The following is a 23099-nucleotide window of genomic DNA, read 5'->3' on the forward strand; positions in this document are numbered from 1 at the left end:
GGTTCGACATGACAGGCGCAATCACCGAAGGACGGGTCGCCGTCGTCACCGGGGCTACCTCGGGGATCGGCCGGGCGGTCGCAGCCGCCTTCGCCCGGACGGGCATCGACGTGGTGGCCGCCGGGCGCAAGGCCGACCGGCTGGCCGCCCTGCAGGCCGAGACGGCCGGCCTGCCCGGCTCCGTGCACCCGTTCCCCGGGGACGTGAACCGGCCCGCGTACACCGAGGAGCTGCTGGCCGCGGCCGAGCGGGAATTCGCCCCCGCCGACATCTTCGTGGCTTCCGCGGGGCAGGGCCTGCCCGGCACCGTCCTCAACTCGGACCCGAGCCGGTGGCAGGAGCTGGTCGAGACGAACTACCTCGCCGTCCTCCGCCAACTGCGCGCGGCGGCAGCGGAGTTCGTGAAGCAGGCAGAGGCGGACGGCGGCCGCAGGGTGCGCGACCTCGTCGTCATCGGCTCCACCGTCGGACGCCAGGTGTCGGCGGCCAACCCGGTCTACGGCTCCACGAAGTTCGCGGTGCACTCACTGGTCGAGGCGCTGCGCCAAGAAGTGTGCGCGCACAACATCCGGGTGACGCTGATCGAACCCGGTTTCGTGCGTTCCGGCTTCCAGGAGGCGGCGGGCTACGACACCGCGTGGTTCGAGTCCGTGGCCGAGCAGAACGGGCCGCTCCTGGTGCCCGACGACGTGGCGGACGTGATCGGGTTCGTCGTCGGCCGGCCGGCCCACGTGCACCTGGACGACATCCGGCTGCGCCCCACCCGCCAGAAGGCCTGAGGCCCCGTGGACGACTACCTCACCTCGCTGTTCACCCTGCGCGGCCGCAGGGCCGTGGTGACCGGCGGGAGTTCGGGCATCGGCCGGGCGATCGCCGAGGCCCTGTGCCGTGCGGGCGCCGACGTCGTGGTCGTCGCACGCCGGCCCGAGGCGCTGCGCGAGACCGTCGCCGCCATGCCGACCGGGGGCGGCACGGCCTCGTGGCTCAGCGCCGACCTCGGCGACCGCGACGCCGTGCACCGGCTCGCCGACCGGCTGGAGGAACGCCACGGCACGACGGACATCCTGGTCAACTCGGCCGGAGTGAACATCCGGCCGCCGATGGACGAGCTGACCGAGGAGGACTGGGACCGCACGCTGCGCACCAACCTCGACGCCCCGTTCGTGCTCGGCCAGCGCCTGGGCCCGAAGATGGCGGCGAAGGGCTGGGGCCGCATCGTCAACATCGCCTCCCAGCAGTCGGTCCGCGCCTTCGGCAACAGCGGCGCCTACGGCGTCTCCAAGGCGGGCCTGTCCGCCCTGACCCGCTCCCAGGCGGAGGCCTGGTCCGCGCGCGGGGTGTGCGCCAACGCCATCGCCCCGGGATTCGTCCACACCCCGCTCAACGAAGCGGTCTTCCGCGACCCGGTGCGGACCGGTGCCATGGCCCGCCGCACGATGACCGGCCGCAACGGCCTCCTGGAGGACTTCGCCGGGGTCGCCGTCTTCCTGGCCGGCGACGCCTCCGCCTACGTGACGGGCCAGACGCTCTTCGTCGACGGCGGCTTCTCGTCCACCTGACCGGCCCCGCCGGCCGCAACCGCAGCACCCACCAGATGAGGAGTCCCGTTGTCCCGGAACAGACCGGTCGTCGTCTTGGTCGACGCGTACACGTCGGGGAAGTACCTGCCCCCGGAGTTCGCCGCCCTGGGCGCGGATCTGGTGCACGTCCAGAGCACCCCCGAGTTCATGAGCTCGATGCCCGCCCCCGACCTGGGCGTCTACCGCGCCGCGCTGGTGCACGAGGACCTGGAGAAGACGCTGGTCCGGCTGGAGGAGTACGCGCCGCTGTGCGTGCTGGCCGGGCAGGAGCCGGGCGTGGTCCTCGCCGACCGGCTCGCGGAGCGGCTCGGCCTGCCGACGAACGGCACGACCCTGTCCGAGGCGCGGCGCGACAAGTACCTCATGGGCGAGGCGCTGCGGGCCGCCGGCCTGCACTGCGCGGAACAGCTCAAGAGCCGCGACGCGGACGCCCTCGTACGGTGGGCCGAGGAGGCCGGCAGGTACCCGGTGGTCGTCAAGCCGCTCAACTCGGCCGCCGGCGACGGGGTGTTCATATGCACCGACGCCGAAGCGGTGCGGGCCGCGGCCGAAGGGATCCTGGGCACGGAGACGATCTACGGTGACACGAACACCGAGGCGCTCGCCCAGTCCTACCTCCAGGGGACCGAGTACGTGGTCGACATGGTGTCCTACGGAGGCCGGCGGTACGTCTGCGGTGTCTGGGAGTACGAGAAGCGCCTGCTGCCCTCGGGGCGCAACATCTACGACCGCGAGCGCCTGCTGGCCGCCGACGAGGGGCCGGCGCCCGAGCTGACGGCCTACGTGGAGAAGGCCCTGGACGCCCTCGGCGTCCGCTTCGGGCCCACCCACGCCGAGGTCATCGTCACCCCGCAGGGTCCGGCCCTGGTCGAGGTCGGCACGCGCATCGCCGGGAACATGCACCCCGGGTTCCACGACGCCTGCGCGGGCGGCAACCAGGCCGCGCTCACCGCGCTCGCCTACCTGGAGCCGGCGCGCTTCGTCGAGCGCTACGGGGGGCGGCGCTACGACAAGGTCCGCGAGGCCGTCTGCTGCACCACCTCGACGACGCGGTCCGGGACCGTCGAGAGCATCGACCAGGACGCCGTGGCCGAGCTCTCCGCCCTGGAGACCGTGGACCGGTTCGACCTGAAGATCGAGCCCGGCGGCACCGTCCGCCCGACCGTCGACCTGTATTCGAGCACGCTGCGGATCTTCATGTCGGCGACCTCGATGGATCGGATCGACCGCGACCGCCGGCGGATCGAAGAGATCAAGGACCGGATCTACCGGCTCCGCGACACGGATGCGGGTGGGAAATGAGCACGGTCGCCGTCGTGGTGTTCCCCAACTCGGGGGTACGGCCGCACGACATCGCCGGAGCGGCCCGCGCGTGCGGGCTCTCCCCCGTGTACGTGGCGCTGACCGGCGCCCTCGACGAGCGGGAGCACGCCGAGTACGCGGCGCTCGGCCCCGTCATCGAGTCCGACGAGCACGCACCGGAGCTCGCGGCAGCGGCGCTGAGCGCCCACGCCCCGTCCGGCGTGACGACGTTCAGCGAGGGCCTGGTGCCGTTCACCGCCCGGCTCGCCCACCTGCTCCGCCTGCCCTACCACGACCAGGACACCGTGGTCCGGCTCACCGACAAGCGTGCCCAGCGGCAGTGCCTCGCCGAGCGGGGTGTGGACGCCGTCCGGTCGGCCGCGGTGACCAGCCGCGCCGAGGCCCTGGCGCTCCTGGGAGAGTGGCCGGGCCCCGCCGTGGTCAAGCCGGTACGCGGTCAGAGCAGCATCGACACCCACTTCGTGGCGAGCGCGGCCGACTTCCCCGCCGACCTCACACCGACCCCGGAGCGGCCTTTCGTAGTCGAGGAGTTCCTCGCCGGACGCGACGAGGGGGAGTTCGGGGACTACGTCTCGGTCGAGTCCCTGGTCGTCGACGGCACCGCCCACACCCTCGGCGTCACCGGCAAGTTCCCGCTGATGCCGCCGTTCCGCGAGCACGGCGGGTTCGTGCCCTCTCACCTGGGGCCGGCCGAACACGCGGGCGTCGCCCGGCTCGCCAACGACGCCGCGCTCGCCCTCGGCATCCGGCAGGGCCTGGTCCACACCGAGATCAAGCTCACCCCCCAGGGCCCGAGGATCATCGAGGTCAACGGCCGCCTGGGCGGGTTCCTGGCCGACATGTACCGCCGCGCCATGGGCATCGACCTCCACGAACTGGGCATCCGGGCGGCCTGCGGCCTCCCGGTGGACGTGGCCGAACCCGTGGTGGCCTCGGTGGAGTTCCAGTACTTCGGCCTCTCCCCGCTGCCCGGCGGCGGCGTCCTGGACCGGGTGGACGGCATCGAGGTGATGCTCAAGGAACCCGGCGTCGTCGGGCACTGGCAGCGCCTGGCCGTGGGCGGGGAACTCCCTCCCCCCGCGACCTCCTTCTTCATGGACATCCTGCTCGGGAGCGCCCCCGACCACGGCGCGATGCTGGAGACCATCGACCGGGCGCTCGCCCATCTGAGGCTCACCTTCACGGAGCCCGACGGCCGTACGAGCGCCTGGCAGGCGCGCCGCGGCGCGATGAGGCGCATCGGGTAGACGCCGCCGACCCCGCCGACCCCGCCGACCCCGCCGACCCCGCCGACCCCACCGACTCCACCGACTCCACCGCACACCCGCATCCGACACGACCAGGAGTACGCCTTGAAGGGTTCCCCCTACCTCAACAACCCGCGCGTGCGGGCCCTCAACAACTGGATCTTCCTGCGCAAGGCGGGCGGCAGGAACCGCCGCCGCATCATCCCCTCGCACGCCGTCTTCCCCGAGGTCTGGGAGCTGGAGCGGCGGTTCCCGGAGCTCCAGGCCGAGGTCGACGCGCTGCTCGCGAGCCGCAGCATCCCGACGTACGACACCTTCGACCCGGAGCGCGCGGCCCAGGTGTCCGAGGAGTGGAAGCTCTACTACGCGTACATGTTCGGGAACACCAACGAACTCGCCAAGCAGGACCTCCCGACCCTGCTGTCGTTCGCCCAGTCCACCCCGAACGTGGTCAACGCCTTCGTCTCCATCCTGGAGCCGGGCGTCACGCTGCCCCCGCACCAGGACCCGTACGCGGGCATCCTCCGCTACCACCTGGGCATCCGGATCCCCACGGACAACCCGCCGCGCATCCGCCTCGCAGACGAGTACCACCAGTGGAAGGAGGGCGAGGGCGTCGTCCTCGACGTCTCCCTGGAGCACGAGGTCGTGAACGACAGCAGTGAACCGCGGGTGATCGTGATCATCGACTTCCGCCGCCCCATGGGCCCGCTCGCCGGCCTGCTCAACCGCTACTGCCTGTGGCAGAAGCGCAAGTTCGCGCCGCAGTTCATCGAGGCGGCCAAGTACGACGTCATGCACTGACGCGCACTGCCGGGCCGGGGCGCCGACGCCCCGGCCCCCGCGGCCGCCGACCCCCCGGCCGATGTCCTTGACCCAGCGATCCCAGGAGGACGCCCCGTGCCCACCCCCACGACGACCCCACGGCTGCCCGGCGGGGTCCACGCCGTCGAGCGGGCCGCCGACCTGCCCAGGGAGGGCTGGGACGCCCTTGCGGGACCGTCCGACATCTTCCTCACCTGCCGCTGGCTCGACGTCGTCGAGGCGACCGCCGGGGTCCCCATGACCTACCTGTGGACCGAGCGCGACGGCCGGCCCGTCGCCGGCCTGGCCACCGCGACCGCCACCACGTCCGTGCCGTGGGCCCTCGGCAGACCCGACGTCGTCCTGCGCAACAGCGCCGAGGCCGGACTGCCCGGCGCCGGTGCGCTGCTGACCGGCCTCGGGGCGGACCCGTCGCGGGCCCTGATGCCCGCACTGGTGGCAGGAGGCCGCCACGTCGGCAGCACGCGCCTCCTGCGCTCCCCCGACGCCACCGCGCAGGACGTCGGGGCCCTGGTCGCGGCCGCCGAGACCCTGGCCCGGGAGGCCGGGCTCGCCTCCGTGTGCTTCCTCTACCTCGACGAACAGGACGCGGACGTCGCGGCGACCCTGGACACCCGCGGCTACCTGTCGTACACGACCGGCCGCTACAGCACCCTGCGGGTCCCGGAGGACGGCTTCGACGGCTACCTCGCCTCCCTGCCGCGCAAGCGCCGGGTGTCCATCGCGGCCGAACGCCGCCGCGTACGGGAGTCGCAGGCGCGGATCGCGGTCGAGCCGCTGGCCACGGTGGACCTGCCCCGCTGCGCGGAGCTGGAGTCCGCCCTGCTCGCCAAGTACGGCATCGACATCCGCCCCGACCAGGTCCTCGCCCAGATCCGGCAGGTCCGCGACTGCTTCGGCGACGACGCGTTCGCCATCACGGCGCACGGCGACGGCGAGGTCCGGGGCTACGGCCTGATCCTGCGCCACGGCGACCACTGGTACGCACGCCAGACCGGCTACGACTACGCCTACCAGGAACGCAGCGGGCTGCCCCTGTACTTCGAGGTCCTCTACTACCGCCTGCTCGAAGAAGCCGCCGCCGCCGGGGCCACCACGCTGCACTACGGGCTCGGGAGCGAGCAGGCCAAGCGCTCCCGGGGCTGCACGGCCACGGAGCAGCGCTGCCACGTGCTCCGGCTGTGACCCTCCGCCCACGCCACGCCACCCCACCCCACCGACCCGGCGCCGCAGGCACCCGAAGGACTCCGTGACATGACATCCACTGCTGTGAAGGACGCGAGCGGGCCCGCTCCGGTGCTCCCGCGCGGGCCGGGTGTCGTCTGGTTCGGCCTGTCGGAACTGGTCAAGGCCCTGGGCACGGGCTTCTTCTACCCCTTCTCCCTGCTGTTCTTCACCGAGCTCTCGGGACAGTCCCTGCGCTCGGTCGGTCTGGTCCTGACCGCCACGGCGCTCGCCGTGCTGCCGGGGCTCTTCGCGGTCGGCCGCCTGGTGGACCGGGTCGGCCCGAAGCCCGTGCTCATCGCGGCGGCACTGGCGCGCGTCGCGTGCTTCGCGGGCATCGCCTCCTTCCGGGGCCTGGTCCCGCTGGTGCTGTGCACCCTGCTGCTGGCCCTCGGCAACCGGGCCGAACAGGCCGCGAGTCCGCTGCTCGCCATCCGGTTGGCCCCGGAGGGGCAGAGCGGCCAGTGGCTCGCACTGACCCGGGTCGCCTTCAACGCGGGGATCGGGGCAGGGGCCCTCCTGGCCAGCCTGTTCGTCGTGGACACGGCCTCCGGATTCGTGGTGCTGGGCGTCGTCAACGCCGCCGGGTTCGCCCTCACGGCCCTGCTCTACCTCCGGGTTCCGCCGGGACGGCCGACCGAACCCGCGCCGCGCCGGGGCCTGCGCGCCGGGCACGCCGCACCCTGGCGCGACCTGCCGTTCCTGCGGGCGGCGGGTGCGAACGCCGTGCTCCTGACGGCCGCCCTCGCAGTGGAAAGCGCCCTGCCCGTGTTCGTCCTGCGCGAGCTGCGGATGCCGTCGTGGACCGTGGGCGTGCTGTTCGCGGTCAACACCGTGCTGCTCACCGTGCTCCAGCTGCCCCTGAGCCGGGTGCTGGAGAAGTTCCGGCCCGGGTCCGTGCTGGCGGTCGGGGGAACGGCGTACGTGGCGCTGTACGCGTCCGCGCTGTCGGCCGGGGGCGCCCCCCGCGGGGGACAGGTCGCCCTGCTGGTCGCCGGCATGGCCCTCTACACCCTGGGGGAGCTGGCCGTCTCCCAGGCCGCCATGGTGATGCTGACGAGCCTGCCGCCCCGGCGGGAGCAGGGGGCCTACCTGGCGTTCAACCAGCTGTTCGCGGGTGGTGCCACGGCCCTCGCCCCGCTGCTGGTGGCCACGTTGATGGCCGGCTTCCCCCTGGTGCTGTGGTGGGTCCTGGCGGCCGGAAGCGCGGTGGCGGCGCTCCTGGCACTGACGGTCCCGCGCACACGGGAGCGGGCCACTGCCCGCACCGGTGACGTCGACGGGTGAGCTCCGGGGCGATCCCTTCACGAACCCGTTGGCCGGTGCGGAGGCCCGAGCACTAAACTGCCCCCACGGAGAGAGCTGATCAGCGGGATCAGGCGGGGGACGGAGGCACGCCCATGGCAACGGACTCAGGGGCACCTGAGACGAAGCCACCGGCAGTGACACCTGTCCGCGCGGTCATCGCCCTGTGCCTGTTCGCGCCGTTCGCGGCGATGTTCTGGGTGGGTTCGTACGCGAAGGTCGAACCCATGCTGGGAGGAATCCCGTTCTTCTACTGGTACCAGATGACCTGGGTCCTGATCTCCAGTGCGTTGACCCTCATCGCCTACAAGCTGTGGCAACGCGACCAGCGTTCCCGCAGGACCGGAGCCGGCACCGGGCCGCGTCGGGACGACGGCGGCTGCGACCTCCCGCCGCACGGGACCGGCGGCTAGGGAGTCCCCTTCCTGACATACGATCAGGAGCGCGGGTCGTCGCGTAAACGGGGTGCTGATGTTCAGGTTGCTGGTGTCGCAAACGGATCCGAGGGGTCTGCGTACGATCGCCGACGCGCTTGAGGCGCAGACGCCGCCCGGACCGGTCATGATCGACGTCGCACCGGGCCACTACCGGACCGACGCGATCCGCTGTTGGGGCACGGTCGTCATCACCGCGCTCGGCGGACGCGGATCGGTCGTCATCGACGGGGCCGCCGAGTACAACTTCCAGGCCGAAGGCCATATGACGCTGCGGGGCCTGGTCCTGCGCAACTGGCACAAGACCGGGCGGGCGCTGGGCGTGGTGGGCGGCACGGCGGTGGTGGAGGACTGCGAGTTCCTCGCCAAGTCCGGCCACGCCGTCACCGCCTGGGGCGGGTCCGAACTCTTCCTCCAGCGCAGCACCGTACGGGAGGGGGCCGTCGTCTACTCCGACGCCGCCGGCCTGGTCGAGGGGAGCGAGGTGATCGGCTCCTCCCTGTGCGGTGTCACGCTGCAGAACGGCAGCCGGGTCAGCGTCCGCAACACCCGGGTGCAGGGCGCCGCGGAACACGGCATCCTCGTGGCCGCGGGAGTGAACGCGCTGATCGAACAGTGCCGGGTCGAGGAGACCGGAATGGCCGGGATCATGGTCCAGGAGCATGCCCAGGCCGCGGTCCGGGCCAGCGAGGTCCACCGTTCGACCCAGTGCGGCCTGGTGGTCCGCGACAGCGGGCAGGCCGATGTCCAAGGCCTCCTCGTCGCGGACGCGGCGGTCGACGGCGTCTGGTGCACGAGCTCCGGCACCCTGAGCGCCACGCGGATGACCGTCAGGGACGCGAGGAGCAACGGTGCCTCGGTGGACGAGGGGGCGACGGCCACCCTCACCGACTGCGACGTCGTGCGGGCCGGCGCGTACGGGATCCTGGCCGCGGACGGGGGCCGGGCTGCCCTGGTCAGGGGGGCGGTCTCCGAGTCCGACATCGGGGTGGGCGTCACCGGCGACGGCTCCCTGATCATGAACGGATCCCTGGTGGCGCGCAGCGGCCGGTTCGGCATCGCCGTCGACGCCGGGGCGCGGGTGGTGCTGCAGGGCTGCAGGATCACGGATACGGACGGCCCGGGGATCCTCACCGCACAGGGCTCCCACGTCGAGATCCGGGACCTGGTGGCGGAGGGGAACAAGGCCGAAGACCAGCGGGACGTCCCGCCCGCGGGGACGGACGCGCCGGTGCAGGACTCGGAGGCGGGGACCGCGGAGGCGGGGACCGCGGCGCCCGCACCGGCCGGGCCCGCCGGTGCGGAGACGCCCGCGACGCCGGTGACGCCCGCGACGGCCGGGGAGGTGGACGCCCTGCTGGCCGAGCTGGACGCCATGGTCGGGCTGCGGGAGGTCAAGGACGAGATCCGGAAGCTGGTCAAGTTCCTGCGGGTCGCCGAACAGCGCCGGGCGGCAGGGCTGCCCGAAGGGCCGGTGATCGGACGGCACATGGTGTTCTCGGGCTCCCCGGGTACCGGCAAGACCACCGTCGCCCGCGTCTACGGCCGGCTGCTCGCCGCGCTGGGCGTGGTCTCCGGCGGCCACTTCACCGAGGTCTCGCGCGCCGACCTGGTCGGGTCGCACCTCGGCGAGACGACCGCGATGACCACCGCGGTCTTCAACAGGGCCCGCGGCGGGGTGCTGTTCATCGACGAGGCCTACACCCTCTCCCGCCGGTTCGGCAGCGGAGCCGACTTCGGCCAGGAGGCGATCGACACGCTGGTCAAGCTGCTGGAGGACCACCGGGACGAGGTCGTCGTCGTCTTCGCGGGCTACTCGGCCGAGATGCGCGAGTTCCTGTCCGCCAACCCGGGCCTGCAGTCGCGGATCTCCCGGACCATCGAGTTCGAGGACTACAGCCCGGACGAACTGGTCGCCATCTTCGAGCGGCTGGCGGGGCAGTACGGCTTCCTGCTCGCCGAACCGACCCGGACCGCCCTGGCGGCCCACTTCCAGCAGGCCCGGCGCACCGAGACCTTCGGCAACGGACGGGAGGCCCGGCGGATCTTCGAGGCGGCCCTCGAACAGCAGGCGCTCAGGCTGGCCGACCGCGAGGACACCCCGTCGGCCGAGGAACTGGTCCTGCTCCTGCCCGAGGACCTCGACGGAGTAGTCGACCGCGGACTGGGCGCACGGTTCGCGGAGGCCAGGGACTCCGGGCAGCTGGACACCATCCTCGGCGAACTCTCGGCCATGGTCGGTCTGGAGGACATCAAGACGGAGATCCGCGACCTCACCGACCTGATCGTCACCACCCGGCGGCGCCGGGAGGCAGGCCTTCCCTCCGACCCGATGCCGAGCCACCTGATCTTCTCCGGCCCGCCCGGCACGGGCAAGACGACGGTCGCCCGCCTGTACGGCTCCCTGCTCGCGGCTCTCGGCGTCCTGGCCCGCGGCCAGGTGGTCGAGGTGTCCCGCGGCGACCTGGTCGGCCAGTTCGTGGGGAGCACCGCCCTGCGGACCGCCGAGCAGTTCGAACGCGCCCGTGGCGGCGTCCTGTTCATCGACGAGGCGTACACCCTGTCCCGACCCGGCGGAACGGGAGCCGACTTCGGTCAGGAGGCGGTCGACACCCTGGTCAAGCTGATGGAGGACCACCGGGACGAGGTCGTTGTGATCGCCGCCGGCTACACCGACGAGATGACGGCCTTCCTCGACGTCAATCCCGGTCTGGCCTCCCGCTTCTCGGCCACCGTCGGCTTCCCCGCCTACAGCGGGGAGGAACTGGTCACCATCCTGGCCCGCCACGCGGAGCGTTCCGGTTTCCAGACCCCGGACGCCACGCTCCAGGCGGTGCGCGCCCAGATCGACGCCGACCCCGAGAGGTTCGCCCAGGGCAACGCCCGCGAGGTCAGAAAGCTCTTCGACGAGGTCAAGAGCGCCCATGCCCGGCGGATCGCCGCCCTCGAACGTACGGGCCGCGAAGCGACCCTGGACGACCTCCGCGTCCTCCTCCCGGAGGACGCCACGGCGAGGGCGACCGGGCCCCGATGATCGGCCCGGGCGGCGGGGAGCCGGTGGTCGGGTAAAGGTGGATTAAAATGCGCCGGTGAGTGAGCAGAGAGCGCATGTGCGAATAGCGGGATATTTCGGTCGGTGGTGGGTCTTCGGGCCGGTGGTCGGTCTGGTCGCCGCCGTGGCGATGGCCGTGCGGATCTTCCATGGCGGCCCGATCGGCATGGCGGACAACGGCGACGGCCCCTCCCGCATGTGCGCCCTCGACACCTCCGTCCACGTGGACAAGGGCTCCTCGTGGTGGTTCGACTTCGCCAATTTCCGGTATGACCAGGCCAAGCCGGAGGCGTGCACCTCAGAGAACACCTATCCGGGCAGCGGCAAGTGGATGCCCGTGCTGGCCCGGCCGCTGAGCCAGCTGCTGGGCTACGGGGGCGCGATCGACCTCCGGGCCCAGGCACTGCTCTGGTGCGCCCTGGTGGGGCTGGCCTTCGCGGTGTTCGCCGTCGCCCTGCGCGGCCGGCTCCTGTTCCGGCTGCTCGTCTGCGCCGCGCTGTTCCTGGTCGTCGGCGACTCGGTGGTGGCCGGGTACGCGGCCTCGCCGTTCAGCGAGCTGGCCGGGCTGACCGGGCTGCTGCTCGCCACCGTCGGCGCCGTCCACCTCGGCGGTACGCCCCGGGCCAGGCTCGGCGGGCTGCTGCTCTTCACTGTCGGGTCGGTCACCCTCGTGGGCTCCAAGATGCAGGCGCTCACCATGGCGGTTCCCCTCCTGGCGCTCCTGCTCTGGTCCAAGGTGCCGGTCGGCCGGCTCACCGGCCGGTTCTCCGCCCGGGTGCTCCCCCTCGCGGCCGCGCTGGTGATCGGCGCGGCGGGCACGCACACGCTGCTGTTCCAGATGGAGGCGTTCAAGGAGATCAACCGGACCGAGATGATCTTCGTCGGGATCATGGGGAAGAGCCCGGATCCGGCCAAGGACGCCGTCGAGCTCGGACTGCCCGCCGACTTCGGCCAGTACGCCGGGCTGAACTGGTGGGGCGAGAAGGCACCCCAGAAGGACCCCCGCTGGCCCGAGGTCAAGGACCGCATCACCTACGCCAACATCGGCACCTACCTGGCCGAGCACCCGGGCGTCGCGCTCCGGATCGCCGACGGCGGGCTCGACGACTTCGCCGCCTCCCGGCCCGACAACCTCGGCTCCTACCCCGTCAGCGCGGGCAAGCCGGCCGGCGCCCAGGAGCACCGGCTCGCCCTCTACACCGGATTCCTGCGGACCCTCGGCGGCGGCTGGGTGCTCGGCCTCCAGGCCGCGTTCGTGGTGGCCGGCGCCTGGTGGCTGCGCCGCAGTGGGGACAATCCGCGCCGCCGCGCCTTCCTGGCGATGATGATCTGCCTCGGCGGGGCCACGCTGACCCAGTTCGTCACCGCCATGTACGGCGAGGCGATCGAGAACACCAAGCACCTGATCTACGGGATCTTCGCGACCGGCCTGGCCTTCGTGCTGGCGGCCGCCAGTGTGTTGTGCACCCCCGCCGAGGCGTCGTCCGCGTCCCGGGAAGAGGCCGAGGAGGAGGAGACCGCGCCGAGCGGCCGCCCGGTGCCCGCGGGGCTCGTGGGGTACTGAAGGGCAGGCGGGGAGCCCTTGGTACGGGTGTGCGATAACCCGAAAAGATCAGGCTAAGATGCCACGGCAGACGCAAGCTGCCCACCGCGGGCCCGTGCACGAGGCCGCCGCAGGTGGGGTTCCGTACGGGGCCGCCGCCCTGGTCGGATGGACGTCGCCGGTCGGGCGCGTCATTGCTTGGAGAGTTCCCGCCGTGTTCGGACAGCCTTCCCGTTCCCGTCCCGTCGTGACCGGCGCCGCCGTCGTGGCCCTCGCCGTCGCGCTCGCGGGTTGCGGGAGTACCAAGGGTGAGAAGGCCGAGAAGGGCAAGAAGGGGCCGGCGGCGAGCGGCCCCGCCGCCCCGGCCGCCTCCCCCTCGGCCGAAGGCAAGGTGCGGATGCCGGCCGGGCCGGCCCCCGCCATGACCAAGGCCCGCGACACCGCCGTCGGCCCGGTCATGACCACGAAGCTGGCCGGCCCCAAGTCCGGTGTGACCGGCCAGGTGTGGGTCTGGCTCCCTCCCGAGTACCACGACCCCAAGTACGCCAAGACCGGCTTTCCGGTGCTGACCCTGTTCGCGGGCGGCCAGAGCAACGGCTACAACACCTGGGCCGGCAGCGAGCTGCCGATCCCGGAGGAGGACGTCCGGCTGGCCAAGGCGGGCAAGGCCCATCCCTTCATCATGGTCATGCCGGTGCAGAACTTCAGCGGCGACGAGAAGAAGGCGCTGGACTGCTCGGACATCCCCGGCCAGCCCAAGATGGCGACCTGGATGGCCCAGGACATCCCGGACTGGGTCCGCGCCAACTTCCGCACCCTCAAGGGCCGCGACAGCTGGGGCGTCATGGGCGCCTCCACGGGCGGATTCTGCAGCGCCAAGCTCGCCCTGCAGTACCCGGACGTCTACAAGGCCGCGGTGCCGATCGACGGCTACTTCGCCCCCGACTCCCGCCTGTGGCAGGGCCACGATGCGGAGAAGGCGGCCAACAGCCCCGACCAGCTGGTCACCCAGGGCAAGGCCGACGTGAAGATGCTGGTCACGGCCGGCGGTGCCGACGGGTACGAGAAGGGCGTGGTCAAGAGCTGGATGGCCAAGGCGGTTCCGCCGGTCGCCATCGAGTACTACGAGCAGCCCGGCGGCAAGCACCTGACCTCGGACTTCAAGAAGATGATCCCGGACGCCCTGCAGTGGTTCACGAAGAACCTCGAAGGCCCCGCCCACGACTGACCCGCCGGGAACCCGTCCGTGGCGGACAGCCCGAACTTCTGCCCGTCCGGGCCCGTCCGGACCTTGTCGTGGCCGCAGGCCGAGACGCCCGGGACCACCCGCACCATCACCTTCTGGCGGCCGCCCGGCCCGACCGCGGCCGAGCAGACGTCCAGGCCCAGTCCTTCCTCGTGGACCCAGCGCACCATCGCGCGGGAGAGGAACGCCTTGGCCGCGTAGAAGACGTCGGCCCCGGGGAGCGCCTCCCGGTACGTCCGGCAGCGCCCGCGCACCTCCCCCTCGTCCAGGACGTACACCGGGGTCCCGAACCGCTCCGCCACCTCGGCGAGCTCCACCCCGGCGACCGTCAGACCGCCGTGCGGCAGCCGGCCGGTGGACGCCGGCCAGACGCCGAGGCCGTCCGTCCCGGACGCGGGCGCCGCCATGACCGGTGTGGTCATCGTCCCGCCTCCGCTCAGACGGCCGGAGCCGGGGAGGCGTGCCGCGCGGCCGGTGCGGTCCGGGCGCCGGGGGAGGCGTCCGGGGCCGGGCCGGAGACCGCGGGAGCGGTCAGCGCCGGATCGACGGTCAGCAGCCCCACCCCGAGCGGCTCGGCCAGCGCCTTCAGCGCGGGTCCGGAGAGCCGGATCCACGGCTGGTCCGCGCCGAGCGTGGCGGCCAGCAGCTCCGGACCGGTGAACCCGACCGCGGTGCGCGCACCCAGCGGGGTCCGGAACATGCGTACCACCACCGGGGCCGTGCCCGGCCGGACGGGGACGTACAGGAGTCCGGCCGGGACGCGTTCCTCGGGCTCGGGGTCGTCGTCGTACTGGAACAGGCACATGGGGCTCTCCTCAAGAACCGCGGACAAGAACCGCCGACAGGAACCGCGGAGACGAACCGCGGACAGGAACCGTGGACGGCGGTCGGCGCCCCGGGCGCGGGGAGGCGTTCGGGGCGGCACTCCAGAACCATCCCCGCCCCGGAGCCCGGCGGACCCGCCCCTGACGGGACCCTGACGGCGACCGGCCCGGTCCATACGCGGTGCTGACGGCCGGTGCCGGCACCGGCGCCGGGACCCCGGCCCGCTGCCCCGGACCGGCACGGACGATCATCGAACCGGCACGCGGAGGCGTACGAGGGGAGGGGCGGCATGGCGGAGACCGTCGGCACGGACGTCGCGGGGGAACTGGCACGGGCCGGAGCGCGGGAACAGGACCGGATCCTGGAGGAACGCGCGGCGGCGGTGGCCGGCCTCATGGCGGACGGGTTCGGCCGCACGCACCCGGAGTTCGCGGCGAAGTCCGGGTTCGCCCGCTGGCAGCTCGCGGCCCTGGCGGTCGTCGCCGTCGCCGCCCTGGCCGCCCTGGCGGCCGCGCCCATGGCCGTACTCGCGCTGCTCAGCGCCGTGGTGACGGCCTACAGCCTGCTCCACGTGGCGGTCACGCTGGCCGGCCTGGGCAGCGGCGGCCCCCGCGCGGGGACGGACGACGTGCCGCTGCCGGACGCGGAGCTGCCGTTCTACACGGTGCTGGTCCCCGCCTACCGGGAGGCCGGGGTGATCGGCGGCCTGGTAAGGCACCTGGCCGCCCTGGACTACCCGGCGGACCGGCTGGAGGTGCTGGTCCTGGTGGAACGCCACGACCCCGGCACCGCCCGGGCCGTACTGGCGGCCGGTCCGCCGCCGTTCGTCCGCCTCGTCCGCCTCCCGCCGGGTCCGCCGCAGACCAAGCCCCGCTCGCTGAACCTGGGCCTGCTGCTGGCCCGCGGCGAACTCCTGGTGGTCTTCGACGCCGAGGACCGGCCCGACCCCGGCCAACTGCGCCGCGTCGCGGCCCGGTTCGCCGCGCGCGGCGCGGACCTGGCCTGCGTACAGGCGCAGCTGCTCTTCCACAACGCCGCCGGGAACTGGCTGACCAGGCAGTTCGCCATGGAGTACGCGCTGCGTTTCACCCTGGCGCTGCCCGGCCTGGTACGGCTGGGGATGCCGGTCCCGCTCGGCGGGACCAGCAACCACTTCCGCACCGCCACCCTGCGCGCCGTCGGAGGCTGGGACGCCTGGAACGTCACCGAGGACGCCGACCTCGGCATGCGCTGCGCCGCCATGGGCCACCGCACCGAGACCATCGGGTCGGTGACCTGGGAGGAGGCCCTCGGCGCCGTCCGCCCCTACGTCCGCCAGCGCACCCGGTGGTTCAAGGGGTTCCTGCTGACGGCGGTCGTGCACACCCGCCGCCCCCTGCGGACCGTCCGCCGGTTCGGCGTGCCGGGACTGCTCACCCTGCTCGGCATCGTCGCGGGCGCCGCGGTGACCTCGTTCGTCCAGCCGCTGCTGGCCGCCCTGACCCTGATCGGCCTCTGCGGCCTGTCCTGGTCGCCCGCCGGGTCCGGCCTGCTGCTGCCGTCCGTGGCGGCGCAGGCCGCGGCGGCCCTGGCCTGGACCGCCCTCACCTTCACCGCGGCGAGGCGCGCGGGCCTCGGGGCTCCGTGGCACGCGCTCCTCACGCCGCTCTCCTCGGTGCTGTGGTGGTTCGCGGCCTGGCGGGCGGTGCACCAGCTGGTCTTCTCCCGGTTCAGCTGGGAGAAGACACCGCACGGGACCTCGGTCAGTTGACGTTGACGGCCTTCCAGGCGGCCGCCACCTGCTGGTACTCGGTGCCGGAGGCGCCGTAGAGGTCGGCCGTCGCCTTCAGGGTCGCGGTGCGCGCCCCCGCGTAGTCGGTCGTCGAGGTCATGTAGGTGGAGAGCGCCTTGTACCAGATCTTGTACGCCTTGGTGCGGCCGATCCCGGTGACGGTGGAGCCGTCGTAGGTCGGGGAGTTGTAGGACACCCCGTTGACCGTCTTGGCGCCGCTGCCCTCGGAGAGCAGGTAGAAGAAGTGGTTGGCGACGCCGGAGGAGTTGTGGACGTCGAGCCGGCCCACGCTCTTCGACCAGTAGTCGGCGGAGGCGCCGTCCTTGCTCGGCTTGTCCATGTAGCGCAGCGGGGTGCCGTTGCCGCGGATGTCGATCTTCTCGCCGATGAGGTAGTCGCCGGGGTCGGCGGCGTTGTTGGCGAAGAACTCCACGGAGGTGCCGAGGATGTCGCTGGTGGCCTCGTTGAGGCCGCCCGACTCGCGGCTGTAGTTCAGCTTGGCGGTGGCGGCGGTCAGGCCGTGGCTCATCTCGTGGCCGGCGACGTCGAGGGAGGTGAGCGGCTTCTTGTTGTTCGCGCCGTCCCCGTAGGTCATGCAGAAGCAGCTGTCGGACCAGAACGCGTTGACGTAGGCGTTGCCGTAGTGGACGCGGGAGTACGCGGCCTTGCCGTCGCCGGCGATGCCGTTGCGGCCGAACTCGGACTTGTAGAAGTCCCAGGTGACGGCCGCGCCGTAGTGGGCGTCGACGGCGGCGGTCTGGCGGTTGGCCGGGGTGCCGTCGCCCCAGGCGTCGTCGGCGTCGGTGAAGAGGGTGCCGGTCGCGGTGGAGGTGGCGCCGTTCAGGTCGTAGGTCTTGTGGCCGCCGCGCGCCGCGTCGGTCAGGCTGTACGCGGACCCGCTCTGGGTGGTGGTGAGGGGGACGGTGCCGGAGTAGCCGCTGGTGCCGGTCCCGGTGTCGATGGCCTCGTACGCGTACAGCTCGGCGCCCGTCGCGGCGTCGGTGATGACGTGGCGCTCGCTGGGGGTGCCGTCGGGCTGGGTGCCGGTGACGACGGCCTCGTAGGCGAAGACCGGGTTGCCGGTGGCGGCCCACACGACCTGCCGGGCGTCGGCCGGGGCGGGCTTGGTGCCGCGGGCGGCGGCCGGGGCGATGCGGGCCTCGGTGCCCTTGGTGGTCTTGCGGCTGCCGTCCTTCTTCTGGTGGACGATCAGATCGCCGCCGAGGACGGGGAGTCCGGCGTAGGTGCGCTCGTAGCGGGTGTGCACGGTGCCGTCGGCGTCCTTGACCACGTCCCGTGCGACGAGGCGCTCCTCGTCGGACAGGCCGATGGCGCGTGCGGTGCCGGCGGCCTCGCCCTGGGCGGCGGATATCGCCTGGGTGCGGGCGGCGGAGGACAGCGTCAGGGCGGTGGCGCCGGCCTCGCGTTCGGCCGCCGCGCTGGCGGCGCCGCTCTGGGCGGCGATGGCGACCATGGCCGCGGAGGCGACCACGGCGGCGGTGCGCAGCATCCGGGCGCGGTTGGGGGAGTTGGGGGTGGAGGACATGGGGTGGGTCACTCGCTCTCCTGGTGTCGTGGGGGACGCCGGGGAGATTGCCAGAGAGCAGACCCTCAATGACAGGTACGCAACAATTATTTGACCTGCTGTTATCCGAAGACCGGAGATTCCCGTCCGCTGGCCGGACGAAAGCGGCGCATACCGGCGCCCGCCCGGGACGAGGCGGACGGGCGCCAGCGGCCGGATCGCCGGCCCTACTGGATCCCGGGAATCCGGCGGGACTTGAACGCGGCCGTGACGGCGTCCGCGGCGCTCTGGCCGTACATGCTGCGCGCGGTGTCGATCGTGGCCAGCGCCGCCTCCCGGAAGCCGGTGTCCGGAGCGAAGCGGAACTGGGCGTTCACGATGATGCGGTCGGCGGTCCTGGCGCCGAGGGCGCCGCGGATGTCGAAGAGGGCGCGCGACCAGATCTCGCCGTCGGCGTGGACCTCGCCCACCCGGTCCTCGTAGACCTTCGTCCCGTCGATGCGGCGCAGGCAGTGCGGGGCGGGGCTGTACGGGACCGAGTCCCAGTCGGCGACGCACGCCCGGTCCGCCGCACGGGGCCAGCCGTACGCGGCCGCGGCGTGGTCGCCCACCTCCACCGCCAGGTAGTCGCCGAAGGCCTCGCCGATCGCCCCGGCCTCCGGGGAACCGCCGAAGCCCGGCACCTGCGCGTTGTGCACGGCGTGCCCGTACTCGTGGACGATGACCTCGGCGTCCTCGGCGTCGTCCACGCCGCCCTTGCCGAAGCGGATCTCGGCCTTCTTGTCGGTGAAGAAGGAGTTGTCGGCACCCCACTGGTTGATGCGGACCGGCTGGACTCGGTCGTTGGCGCCGCGCAGCTCGCTGCCGAAGCCGAGGCCCTGCAGGTACTCCTGCGCCTCGTTGACCCAGAAGTACGCCATGACCTGCTCGAACTGCTCGTCGGAGCGGTCGTAGCGCGCGGCGTCCGCGACCGACGCCGGCGCCCCGGTCTCCGACCGCACGGACGCCCATCTGCCCGAAAGGCCCCCGCTGGAGTCGAGGTTGCGCAGCGCCGCGGTGGCGTAGGCCGAGGCGGGTATCGCCGCGGCGGAGTCCTTGGCGTCGGTGAGCGTCTGGTCGCCGGAGGACTGCACCGGGTTGACCATGAAGACGCGGCCCTGGGGGAGGGGGGCGCCCGCCGGCCGGGGCGCCGTGGCCGAGGCGGGGACGGCGAGGCCGAGCAGTGCCACGGCTGCGGTGGCCGTCGCGAGCAGTCCTCGGGGTGTGCGGGACATGGACATCCTCCTGTGGGGGACGCGGAGTACGGGAGAAAACGCGGTCGCGTGGTGCGGACGCGATCTTTGCCCACCCGAGGGATCTTTGAACAGGCCCCGGCGGCAACAGTCGTTCCAATTTTTAGGTCGATCGACCTATAATCTGCGCCATGAGCGACGAACTGCTTCACGATCCCGCCGGCCCCGTCCTGATCACCGGCGGATACGGCACCGTCGGCGCCGAGACCGCCCGGCTGGCGGCGGCCGCCGGCCACCCCGTCCTGCTGACCGGACGCACCCCGGAGCGGGGCCGCGAGCTCGCGCGCGAACTGGGCGGCGAGGCCCGGGCCTGGGACCTCGGGGACCCGGCGCCCTTCCGGGCCGCGGTCCGGGCCGTGATCGGCGCCGTCAACGACCCCGACGACCGGGTGCTGCGCGCCGCCGTCGCCGGCGGGGTGCCCTACGTGGACATCACCCGGTGGACGGCCAGGCTCCAACGGGCCGTCACCGTGGCCGCACTGCTGCGCCCCACCGCCCCCGTCCTGCTGTCCTCCGCCTGGATGGGCGGGGTGAGCAGCCTCGTCGCCGCGCGGCTCGCCGACGTCCTGGGCGGCGCCGAGCGCGTCGAGATCGCCGTGCGCTGGGACATGGCCGACCGGGCCGGCGCCGACTCCGTGGAGTTCATGGACCGGCTCGGCATCGGCTTCGAGGTCGTCGACGGCGGCCGCCGCCGGCTCGCCGCCCCGCTCACGGACGCCCGAACGGTACGCGTCGCGGGGGCGCCCCTCAGGGTCGCCCGCATCGACACCCCCGAGCAGTACACCCTGCCCCTCACCCTCGGCACCGCCACCGCCGCCACCCGGATCGGCTTCAGCTCCGCGGCCGCCACCCGCGCCCTCCTCGCCCTGCGCGGCACCGGGTTCTTCCGCTGGGCGGGCGGGGAACGCTGGGCCCCCGCACGCCGGGCCCTGCTGCACTCCCCGGGCGAGGGCGGCACCGCCGTCCTGCGCGTCGACGTGGAGCACGGAGGCCGCAGCCGCTCCGCGACCGTCACCGACCCGCTCGGCCAGAGCCACCTGACGGCGGTGGGCGCGGTCCTCGGGCTGCACCGCGTGCTCGGCACCGACGGCGCCCCCGCCCCCGACGGCGTGGTCTTCCCCGAGCAGCACCCCGACCCCGGCGCGGCGGCCCGACTCCTCGCCGCCCACGGCGTACGCGTCGACCTGGGGGCGGAACCCGCCGGCTCCGGCTCCGGCCCCGCCGCGGCCGCCGCATGAGCGCCGGGCCGACCCCCAAGGGGGAACTCCGGCGCACCGCGCTGCTGGACGCCGCCGAGCGGATCCTCGGCTCGGCCGGCGGCGCCGAACTCACGATGCGCGCGGTCGCCGACGCCGCCGGGGTGCGCCTGGGCCACCTCCAGTACTACTTCCCGGCCCGCTCCGACCTGGTCGCGGCCCTGCTCGACCGGATCCTCGCCGCCTCCCTGGCGCGCGTCGCGGGCCTCACCGGCGGCACGGGGCCCTCCGCCGGATCGGCAGCCGGCCCCGCCGCCGGATCGGCCGCCGCCCTGGACGCGGCCCTGGACGCGGCCCTGGACAGCGTCCTCGGGGAGCACGAAGACCTCTCCCTGGTCCGGCTGTTCACCGAGGTGTGGGCCATGGCCGCGCACGACCCGGCGGCCGCCGCGGCCGTCCGCGCCTTCTACGACCGGTACACGGACCACGTCGCCGACTTCGTCCTCCGGCTCCGGCCCGGCCTGACCGCCGCCGGCGCACGCTCCCGCGCGGAGGTCTTCGTCATGGTGGTGGAGGGCTCGGCCCTGTTCCGCTCCGGTATCGCCGGAGCACCGGGCCCCGCCGCCGAGGCCCGGCTGCGCCGGGTCCTGAGGGAACTGCTCGAATGACCGGCCGCCGCGGCCCTACTGCCTGCCCTTGCCGACGGTGAGGTTGGTGGTCCAGCCCTCGCCGGACTTCATCTCCTTGCCGTCGGCGTTGACGGGGGAGTAGACCCCGTCCAGGGGCACCGTCTCGCCGGGGGCGGCGGACTGCAGGACGTCGCAGACCTGCGCGAGCGAGGCCACGGGGGTGTCCTTCATGGCGGTGATCACGTCACCGCTGCCCAGCTTGGCCTTCGCCGCGGGGGAATTGGTCAGCGTGTAGACGACCATCATGCCGTCGACGTCCTTCAGCGCCTTCTGCGTCTGCGCCACCTTGGCGGCGTCCTCCTCGGCGAAGTAGTCCGCCAGGTTCGGGTTCTTCAGGTCCACCAGCTGCCAGCCGGGGTCGTTCTTCACGTCGCCGGCGGCCAGCTGGTCGAGCAGCGGCCGCACGTGGTCGCTGCTGATGGCGTAGAACTGCCCCTGCATCCCTCCGCCTTGGAGGGAGAGCGTGTTGATCCCGATCACCTCGGCCCTGCCGTTGAGCAGCGGCCCGCCGGAATTGCCCGGGTTGATGGTCGCCGAGTGCTGGATGGTCGAGGGGTAGCGCGGCAGGGTGGCGTCCGGGGCGGAGTCCCTCACGTCCGGGTTCTGCACGGCGCCGGTGGTGAACACCGGCTTCTGGGCGCCCTGCGCCTCGATCGAGTCGGGATAGCCGAGGGCGGTGACGTTGTCGGCGAACGAGACCTTCTTGCTGTCGCCGAACTTGGCTTCCTTCAGGTCCGGTTGCGGATGCGAGAAGGTCAGCACGGCGAGGTCCTCGCACGGGTCGATGCCCAGCATGCGGGCGGCGACGGGCGGCCGGTCCCCGACGGCGACCCGCAGGGAGGGCTCGCCCTGCACCACGTGCGCGTTGGTGACGATGAGTCCCTTGTCCGCGTCGTAGACGACCCCGGTGCCGGACCCGTAGGTCCCGATCACGTGCACCGTGGACGGCGCGGCGCGTTCGTAGATGTCCTTGGGTGACAGGTCGTCGGCGAACGCCATCCCACCGCCGCCGGCCGCGAGCACCACCATCGTGGCCACCGCCACGGCACCGCTGGTGCGTCCCCTCATGAGTCCGCCGCCTTTCTCCCGCACGGACGACCCCTTTCCAGGCTAGACCCGCACCGGGAAGGTGTCCTGCCGGCCGCGCGCCCGCGTCCGGCGGTGGGGATCGGCGGCCCGCCGTGGTGTGATGGGGGCATGATCGATGAGTTCCTGGCCCATGGCCTGCCCGAGGTGGAAGAAGCCGTCCGCAAGGCCGCGGCGGTCGAGATCATGCCGCGGTTCCGGCAGCTCGCCGAGCACGAGGTGGACCAGAAGAGCGGCCCCCACGACCTCGTGACCGTCGCCGACCGGAAGGCCGAGGAACACCTCACCGCCTCCCTGACCCGGCTGCTGCCCGGCTCCGCCGTGGTCGGCGAGGAGGCCGTGCACGCCGACCCGAACGTCTACGCGGCGCTGCGCGGCGACGCCCCCGTGTGGATCGTCGACCCGGTCGACGGCACCCGGCAGTTCGTGGGCGGCGAACCCGGCTTCTGCACCCTCGTGGCGCTCGCCCAGCGCGGCGAGATCCTCGCCTCCTGGACCTTCGCCCCGGCCCTGGAGGAGATGTCCACCGCCGTGCGCGGACAGGGCGCGTACGTCAACGGCCGCCGGATCCACAGCGGTTCGCCCGAACCCGGCGCCGAGCTGCGCGTGGCGACCGCCCACCCGCTGTACACCTCCGAGGAGGACCGGCGCAGCCTCGCCCGGCTCGACGTGCCCGGCGTCGCCGCCCGGCCGTGCGGCTCGGCGGGCCTGGAGTACCTGAAGGTGGCGCGCGGGGAGATGGACGCGCTGGCCTTCACCTGGCCCTCCGCCTGGGACCACGCGGCCGGACTGCTGCTGGTCGCCGAGGCGGGCGGCGCGCAGAGCACCGTCGAGGGCGTCCCCTTCCGCGTGGACCGGGACAACGCCCTCCCGTTCGCCGTCGGCCGCGACGAGGCCACCGCGATCCGCGTACGCGACCTGCTCCGGGGCGCGTGA

19 protein-coding genes and 1 pseudogene are annotated in these 23099 nt (G+C 73.0%); 15 read left to right on the forward strand and 5 right to left on the reverse strand.

Going from position 1 to position 23099, the window contains the following annotated elements; genetic code table 11:
- The first annotated feature begins 8 nt into the window (after positions 1 to 8).
- From ACQKM2_RS24460 to ACQKM2_RS24510, 11 genes are all read left to right on the forward strand, one after another.
- On the forward strand, positions 9 to 779 hold the full coding sequence (locus ACQKM2_RS24460) for an SDR family oxidoreductase (protein ID WP_427713188.1): 771 nt from the start codon (positions 9 to 11) through the stop codon (positions 777 to 779).
- 6 nt (positions 780 to 785) lie between these two features.
- Positions 786 to 1559: an SDR family NAD(P)-dependent oxidoreductase gene (locus ACQKM2_RS24465; RefSeq protein ID WP_427713190.1), complete on the forward strand. Its 774-nt coding sequence runs from the start codon at positions 786 to 788 to the stop codon at positions 1557 to 1559.
- 48 nt (positions 1560 to 1607) lie between these two features.
- Positions 1608 to 2882, forward strand: coding sequence for an ATP-grasp domain-containing protein (locus ACQKM2_RS24470; protein WP_427713192.1), 1275 nt, complete (start codon positions 1608 to 1610; stop codon positions 2880 to 2882).
- Positions 2879 to 4150 carry an ATP-grasp domain-containing protein gene (locus ACQKM2_RS24475; RefSeq protein ID WP_427713194.1) on the forward strand — a complete coding sequence of 424 codons (1272 nt, stop codon included), beginning with the start codon at positions 2879 to 2881 and terminating at the stop codon, positions 4148 to 4150. The genes ACQKM2_RS24470 and ACQKM2_RS24475 overlap by 4 nt, the downstream gene beginning before the upstream one ends.
- Before the next feature lie 105 nt (positions 4151 to 4255).
- A complete protein-coding gene (locus ACQKM2_RS24480) occupies positions 4256 to 4954 on the forward strand; it encodes an aspartyl/asparaginyl beta-hydroxylase domain-containing protein (RefSeq protein ID WP_427713197.1) in 699 nt (232 codons plus the stop codon).
- Between the two features lie 96 nt (positions 4955 to 5050).
- Positions 5051 to 6160, forward strand: a complete 1110-nt coding sequence (locus ACQKM2_RS24485; RefSeq protein ID WP_427713198.1) for a GNAT family N-acetyltransferase — start codon at positions 5051 to 5053, stop codon at positions 6158 to 6160.
- 69 nt (positions 6161 to 6229) lie between these two features.
- Positions 6230 to 7486: an MFS transporter gene (locus ACQKM2_RS24490; protein WP_427713200.1), complete on the forward strand. Its 1257-nt coding sequence runs from the start codon at positions 6230 to 6232 to the stop codon at positions 7484 to 7486.
- A gap of 113 nt (positions 7487 to 7599) precedes the next feature.
- Positions 7600 to 7917: a DUF3311 domain-containing protein gene (locus tag ACQKM2_RS24495; protein WP_427713203.1), complete on the forward strand. Its 318-nt coding sequence runs from the start codon at positions 7600 to 7602 to the stop codon at positions 7915 to 7917.
- Positions 7918 to 8065: 148 nt separating this feature from the next.
- Positions 8066 to 10972: an AAA family ATPase gene (locus tag ACQKM2_RS24500; protein ID WP_427713206.1), complete on the forward strand. Its 2907-nt coding sequence runs from the start codon at positions 8066 to 8068 to the stop codon at positions 10970 to 10972.
- A 121-nt stretch (positions 10973 to 11093) separates the two neighbouring features.
- Positions 11094 to 12554, forward strand: coding sequence for a hypothetical protein (locus ACQKM2_RS24505; RefSeq protein WP_427713208.1), 1461 nt, complete (start codon positions 11094 to 11096; stop codon positions 12552 to 12554).
- A gap of 226 nt (positions 12555 to 12780) precedes the next feature.
- Entirely contained in the window at positions 12781 to 13761 is a 981-nt protein-coding gene (locus tag ACQKM2_RS24510) for an alpha/beta hydrolase (protein ID WP_427713210.1), read from the forward strand.
- Between the two features lie 11 nt (positions 13762 to 13772).
- Here ACQKM2_RS24510 and ACQKM2_RS24515 read toward each other — a convergent pair.
- Together ACQKM2_RS24515 and ACQKM2_RS24520 are read right to left on the reverse strand one after the other, a co-directional pair.
- Positions 13773 to 14201 (reverse strand): annotated as a pseudogene (locus tag ACQKM2_RS24515) (diaminopimelate decarboxylase); the annotation flags it as partial.
- A 14-nt stretch (positions 14202 to 14215) separates the two neighbouring features.
- On the reverse strand, positions 14216 to 14584 hold the full coding sequence (locus ACQKM2_RS24520; RefSeq protein ID WP_427713212.1) for an SAV_915 family protein: 369 nt from the start codon (positions 14582 to 14584) through the stop codon (positions 14216 to 14218).
- A gap of 309 nt (positions 14585 to 14893) precedes the next feature.
- Here ACQKM2_RS24520 and ACQKM2_RS24525 point away from each other — a divergent pair, with 309 nt between their 5' ends.
- A complete protein-coding gene (locus tag ACQKM2_RS24525; protein WP_427713214.1) occupies positions 14894 to 16354 on the forward strand; it encodes a glycosyltransferase in 1461 nt (486 codons plus the stop codon).
- On the opposite strand, the gene ACQKM2_RS24530 is transcribed toward ACQKM2_RS24525, so the two are convergent.
- Complete coding sequence (locus ACQKM2_RS24530) at positions 16347 to 17921, reverse strand: M4 family metallopeptidase (protein WP_427713279.1); 1575 nt, start codon at positions 17919 to 17921, stop codon at positions 16347 to 16349. The genes ACQKM2_RS24525 and ACQKM2_RS24530 overlap by 8 nt on opposite strands.
- A 206-nt stretch (positions 17922 to 18127) precedes the next feature.
- Positions 18128 to 19174 carry a M4 family metallopeptidase gene (locus tag ACQKM2_RS24535; RefSeq protein ID WP_427713217.1) on the reverse strand — a complete coding sequence of 349 codons (1047 nt, stop codon included), beginning with the start codon at positions 19172 to 19174 and terminating at the stop codon, positions 18128 to 18130.
- Positions 19175 to 19323: 149 nt separating this feature from the next.
- Between ACQKM2_RS24535 and ACQKM2_RS24540 the strand changes: the two genes are divergently transcribed.
- Together ACQKM2_RS24540 and ACQKM2_RS24545 are read left to right on the forward strand one after the other, a co-directional pair.
- Complete coding sequence (locus tag ACQKM2_RS24540; RefSeq protein ID WP_427713219.1) at positions 19324 to 20430, forward strand: saccharopine dehydrogenase; 1107 nt, start codon at positions 19324 to 19326, stop codon at positions 20428 to 20430.
- Positions 20427 to 21056, forward strand: coding sequence for a TetR family transcriptional regulator (locus ACQKM2_RS24545; RefSeq protein ID WP_427713221.1), 630 nt, complete (start codon positions 20427 to 20429; stop codon positions 21054 to 21056). The genes ACQKM2_RS24540 and ACQKM2_RS24545 overlap by 4 nt, the downstream gene beginning before the upstream one ends.
- A 15-nt stretch (positions 21057 to 21071) precedes the next feature.
- Here the strand turns inward: ACQKM2_RS24545 and ACQKM2_RS24550 are convergent, their stop codons facing one another.
- Positions 21072 to 22145, reverse strand: coding sequence for a S1C family serine protease (locus ACQKM2_RS24550; RefSeq protein WP_427713222.1), 1074 nt, complete (start codon positions 22143 to 22145; stop codon positions 21072 to 21074).
- Between the two features lie 129 nt (positions 22146 to 22274).
- Between ACQKM2_RS24550 and ACQKM2_RS24555 the strand changes: the two genes are divergently transcribed.
- Positions 22275 to 23099, forward strand: a complete 825-nt coding sequence (locus tag ACQKM2_RS24555) for an inositol monophosphatase family protein (protein ID WP_427713225.1) — start codon at positions 22275 to 22277, stop codon at positions 23097 to 23099.

The sequence above is a fragment of the Streptomyces sp. NPDC004126 genome, from assembly GCF_050275515.1.
In the GTDB taxonomy this organism is placed as follows: Bacteria; Actinomycetota; Actinomycetes; order Streptomycetales; family Streptomycetaceae; genus Streptomyces.

Bases quoted from the DNA above. Each gene is read 5' to 3' on its own strand.
- ACQKM2_RS24495 (WP_427713203.1), top strand. From the start codon at position 7,600: ATGGCAACGGACTCAGGGGCACCTGAGACGAAGCCACCGGCAGTGACA.
- ACQKM2_RS24550 (WP_427713222.1), bottom strand. From the start codon at position 22,145: ATGAGGGGACGCACCAGCGGTGCCGTGGCGGTGGCCACGATGGTGGTG.
- ACQKM2_RS24545 (WP_427713221.1), top strand. From the start codon at position 20,427: ATGAGCGCCGGGCCGACCCCCAAGGGGGAACTCCGGCGCACCGCGCTG.
- ACQKM2_RS24490 (WP_427713200.1), top strand. From the start codon at position 6,230: ATGACATCCACTGCTGTGAAGGACGCGAGCGGGCCCGCTCCGGTGCTC.
- ACQKM2_RS24500 (WP_427713206.1), top strand. From the start codon at position 8,066: ATGATCGACGTCGCACCGGGCCACTACCGGACCGACGCGATCCGCTGT.
- ACQKM2_RS24525 (WP_427713214.1), top strand. From the start codon at position 14,894: ATGGCGGAGACCGTCGGCACGGACGTCGCGGGGGAACTGGCACGGGCC.
- ACQKM2_RS24520 (WP_427713212.1), bottom strand. From the start codon at position 14,584: ATGTGCCTGTTCCAGTACGACGACGACCCCGAGCCCGAGGAACGCGTC.
- ACQKM2_RS24475 (WP_427713194.1), top strand. From the start codon at position 2,879: ATGAGCACGGTCGCCGTCGTGGTGTTCCCCAACTCGGGGGTACGGCCG.
- ACQKM2_RS24540 (WP_427713219.1), top strand. From the start codon at position 19,324: ATGAGCGACGAACTGCTTCACGATCCCGCCGGCCCCGTCCTGATCACC.
- ACQKM2_RS24460 (WP_427713188.1), top strand. From the start codon at position 9: ATGACAGGCGCAATCACCGAAGGACGGGTCGCCGTCGTCACCGGGGCT.
- ACQKM2_RS24535 (WP_427713217.1), bottom strand. From the start codon at position 19,174: ATGTCCCGCACACCCCGAGGACTGCTCGCGACGGCCACCGCAGCCGTG.
- ACQKM2_RS24555 (WP_427713225.1), top strand. From the start codon at position 22,275: ATGATCGATGAGTTCCTGGCCCATGGCCTGCCCGAGGTGGAAGAAGCC.
- ACQKM2_RS24530 (WP_427713279.1), bottom strand. From the start codon at position 17,921: ATGTCCTCCACCCCCAACTCCCCCAACCGCGCCCGGATGCTGCGCACC.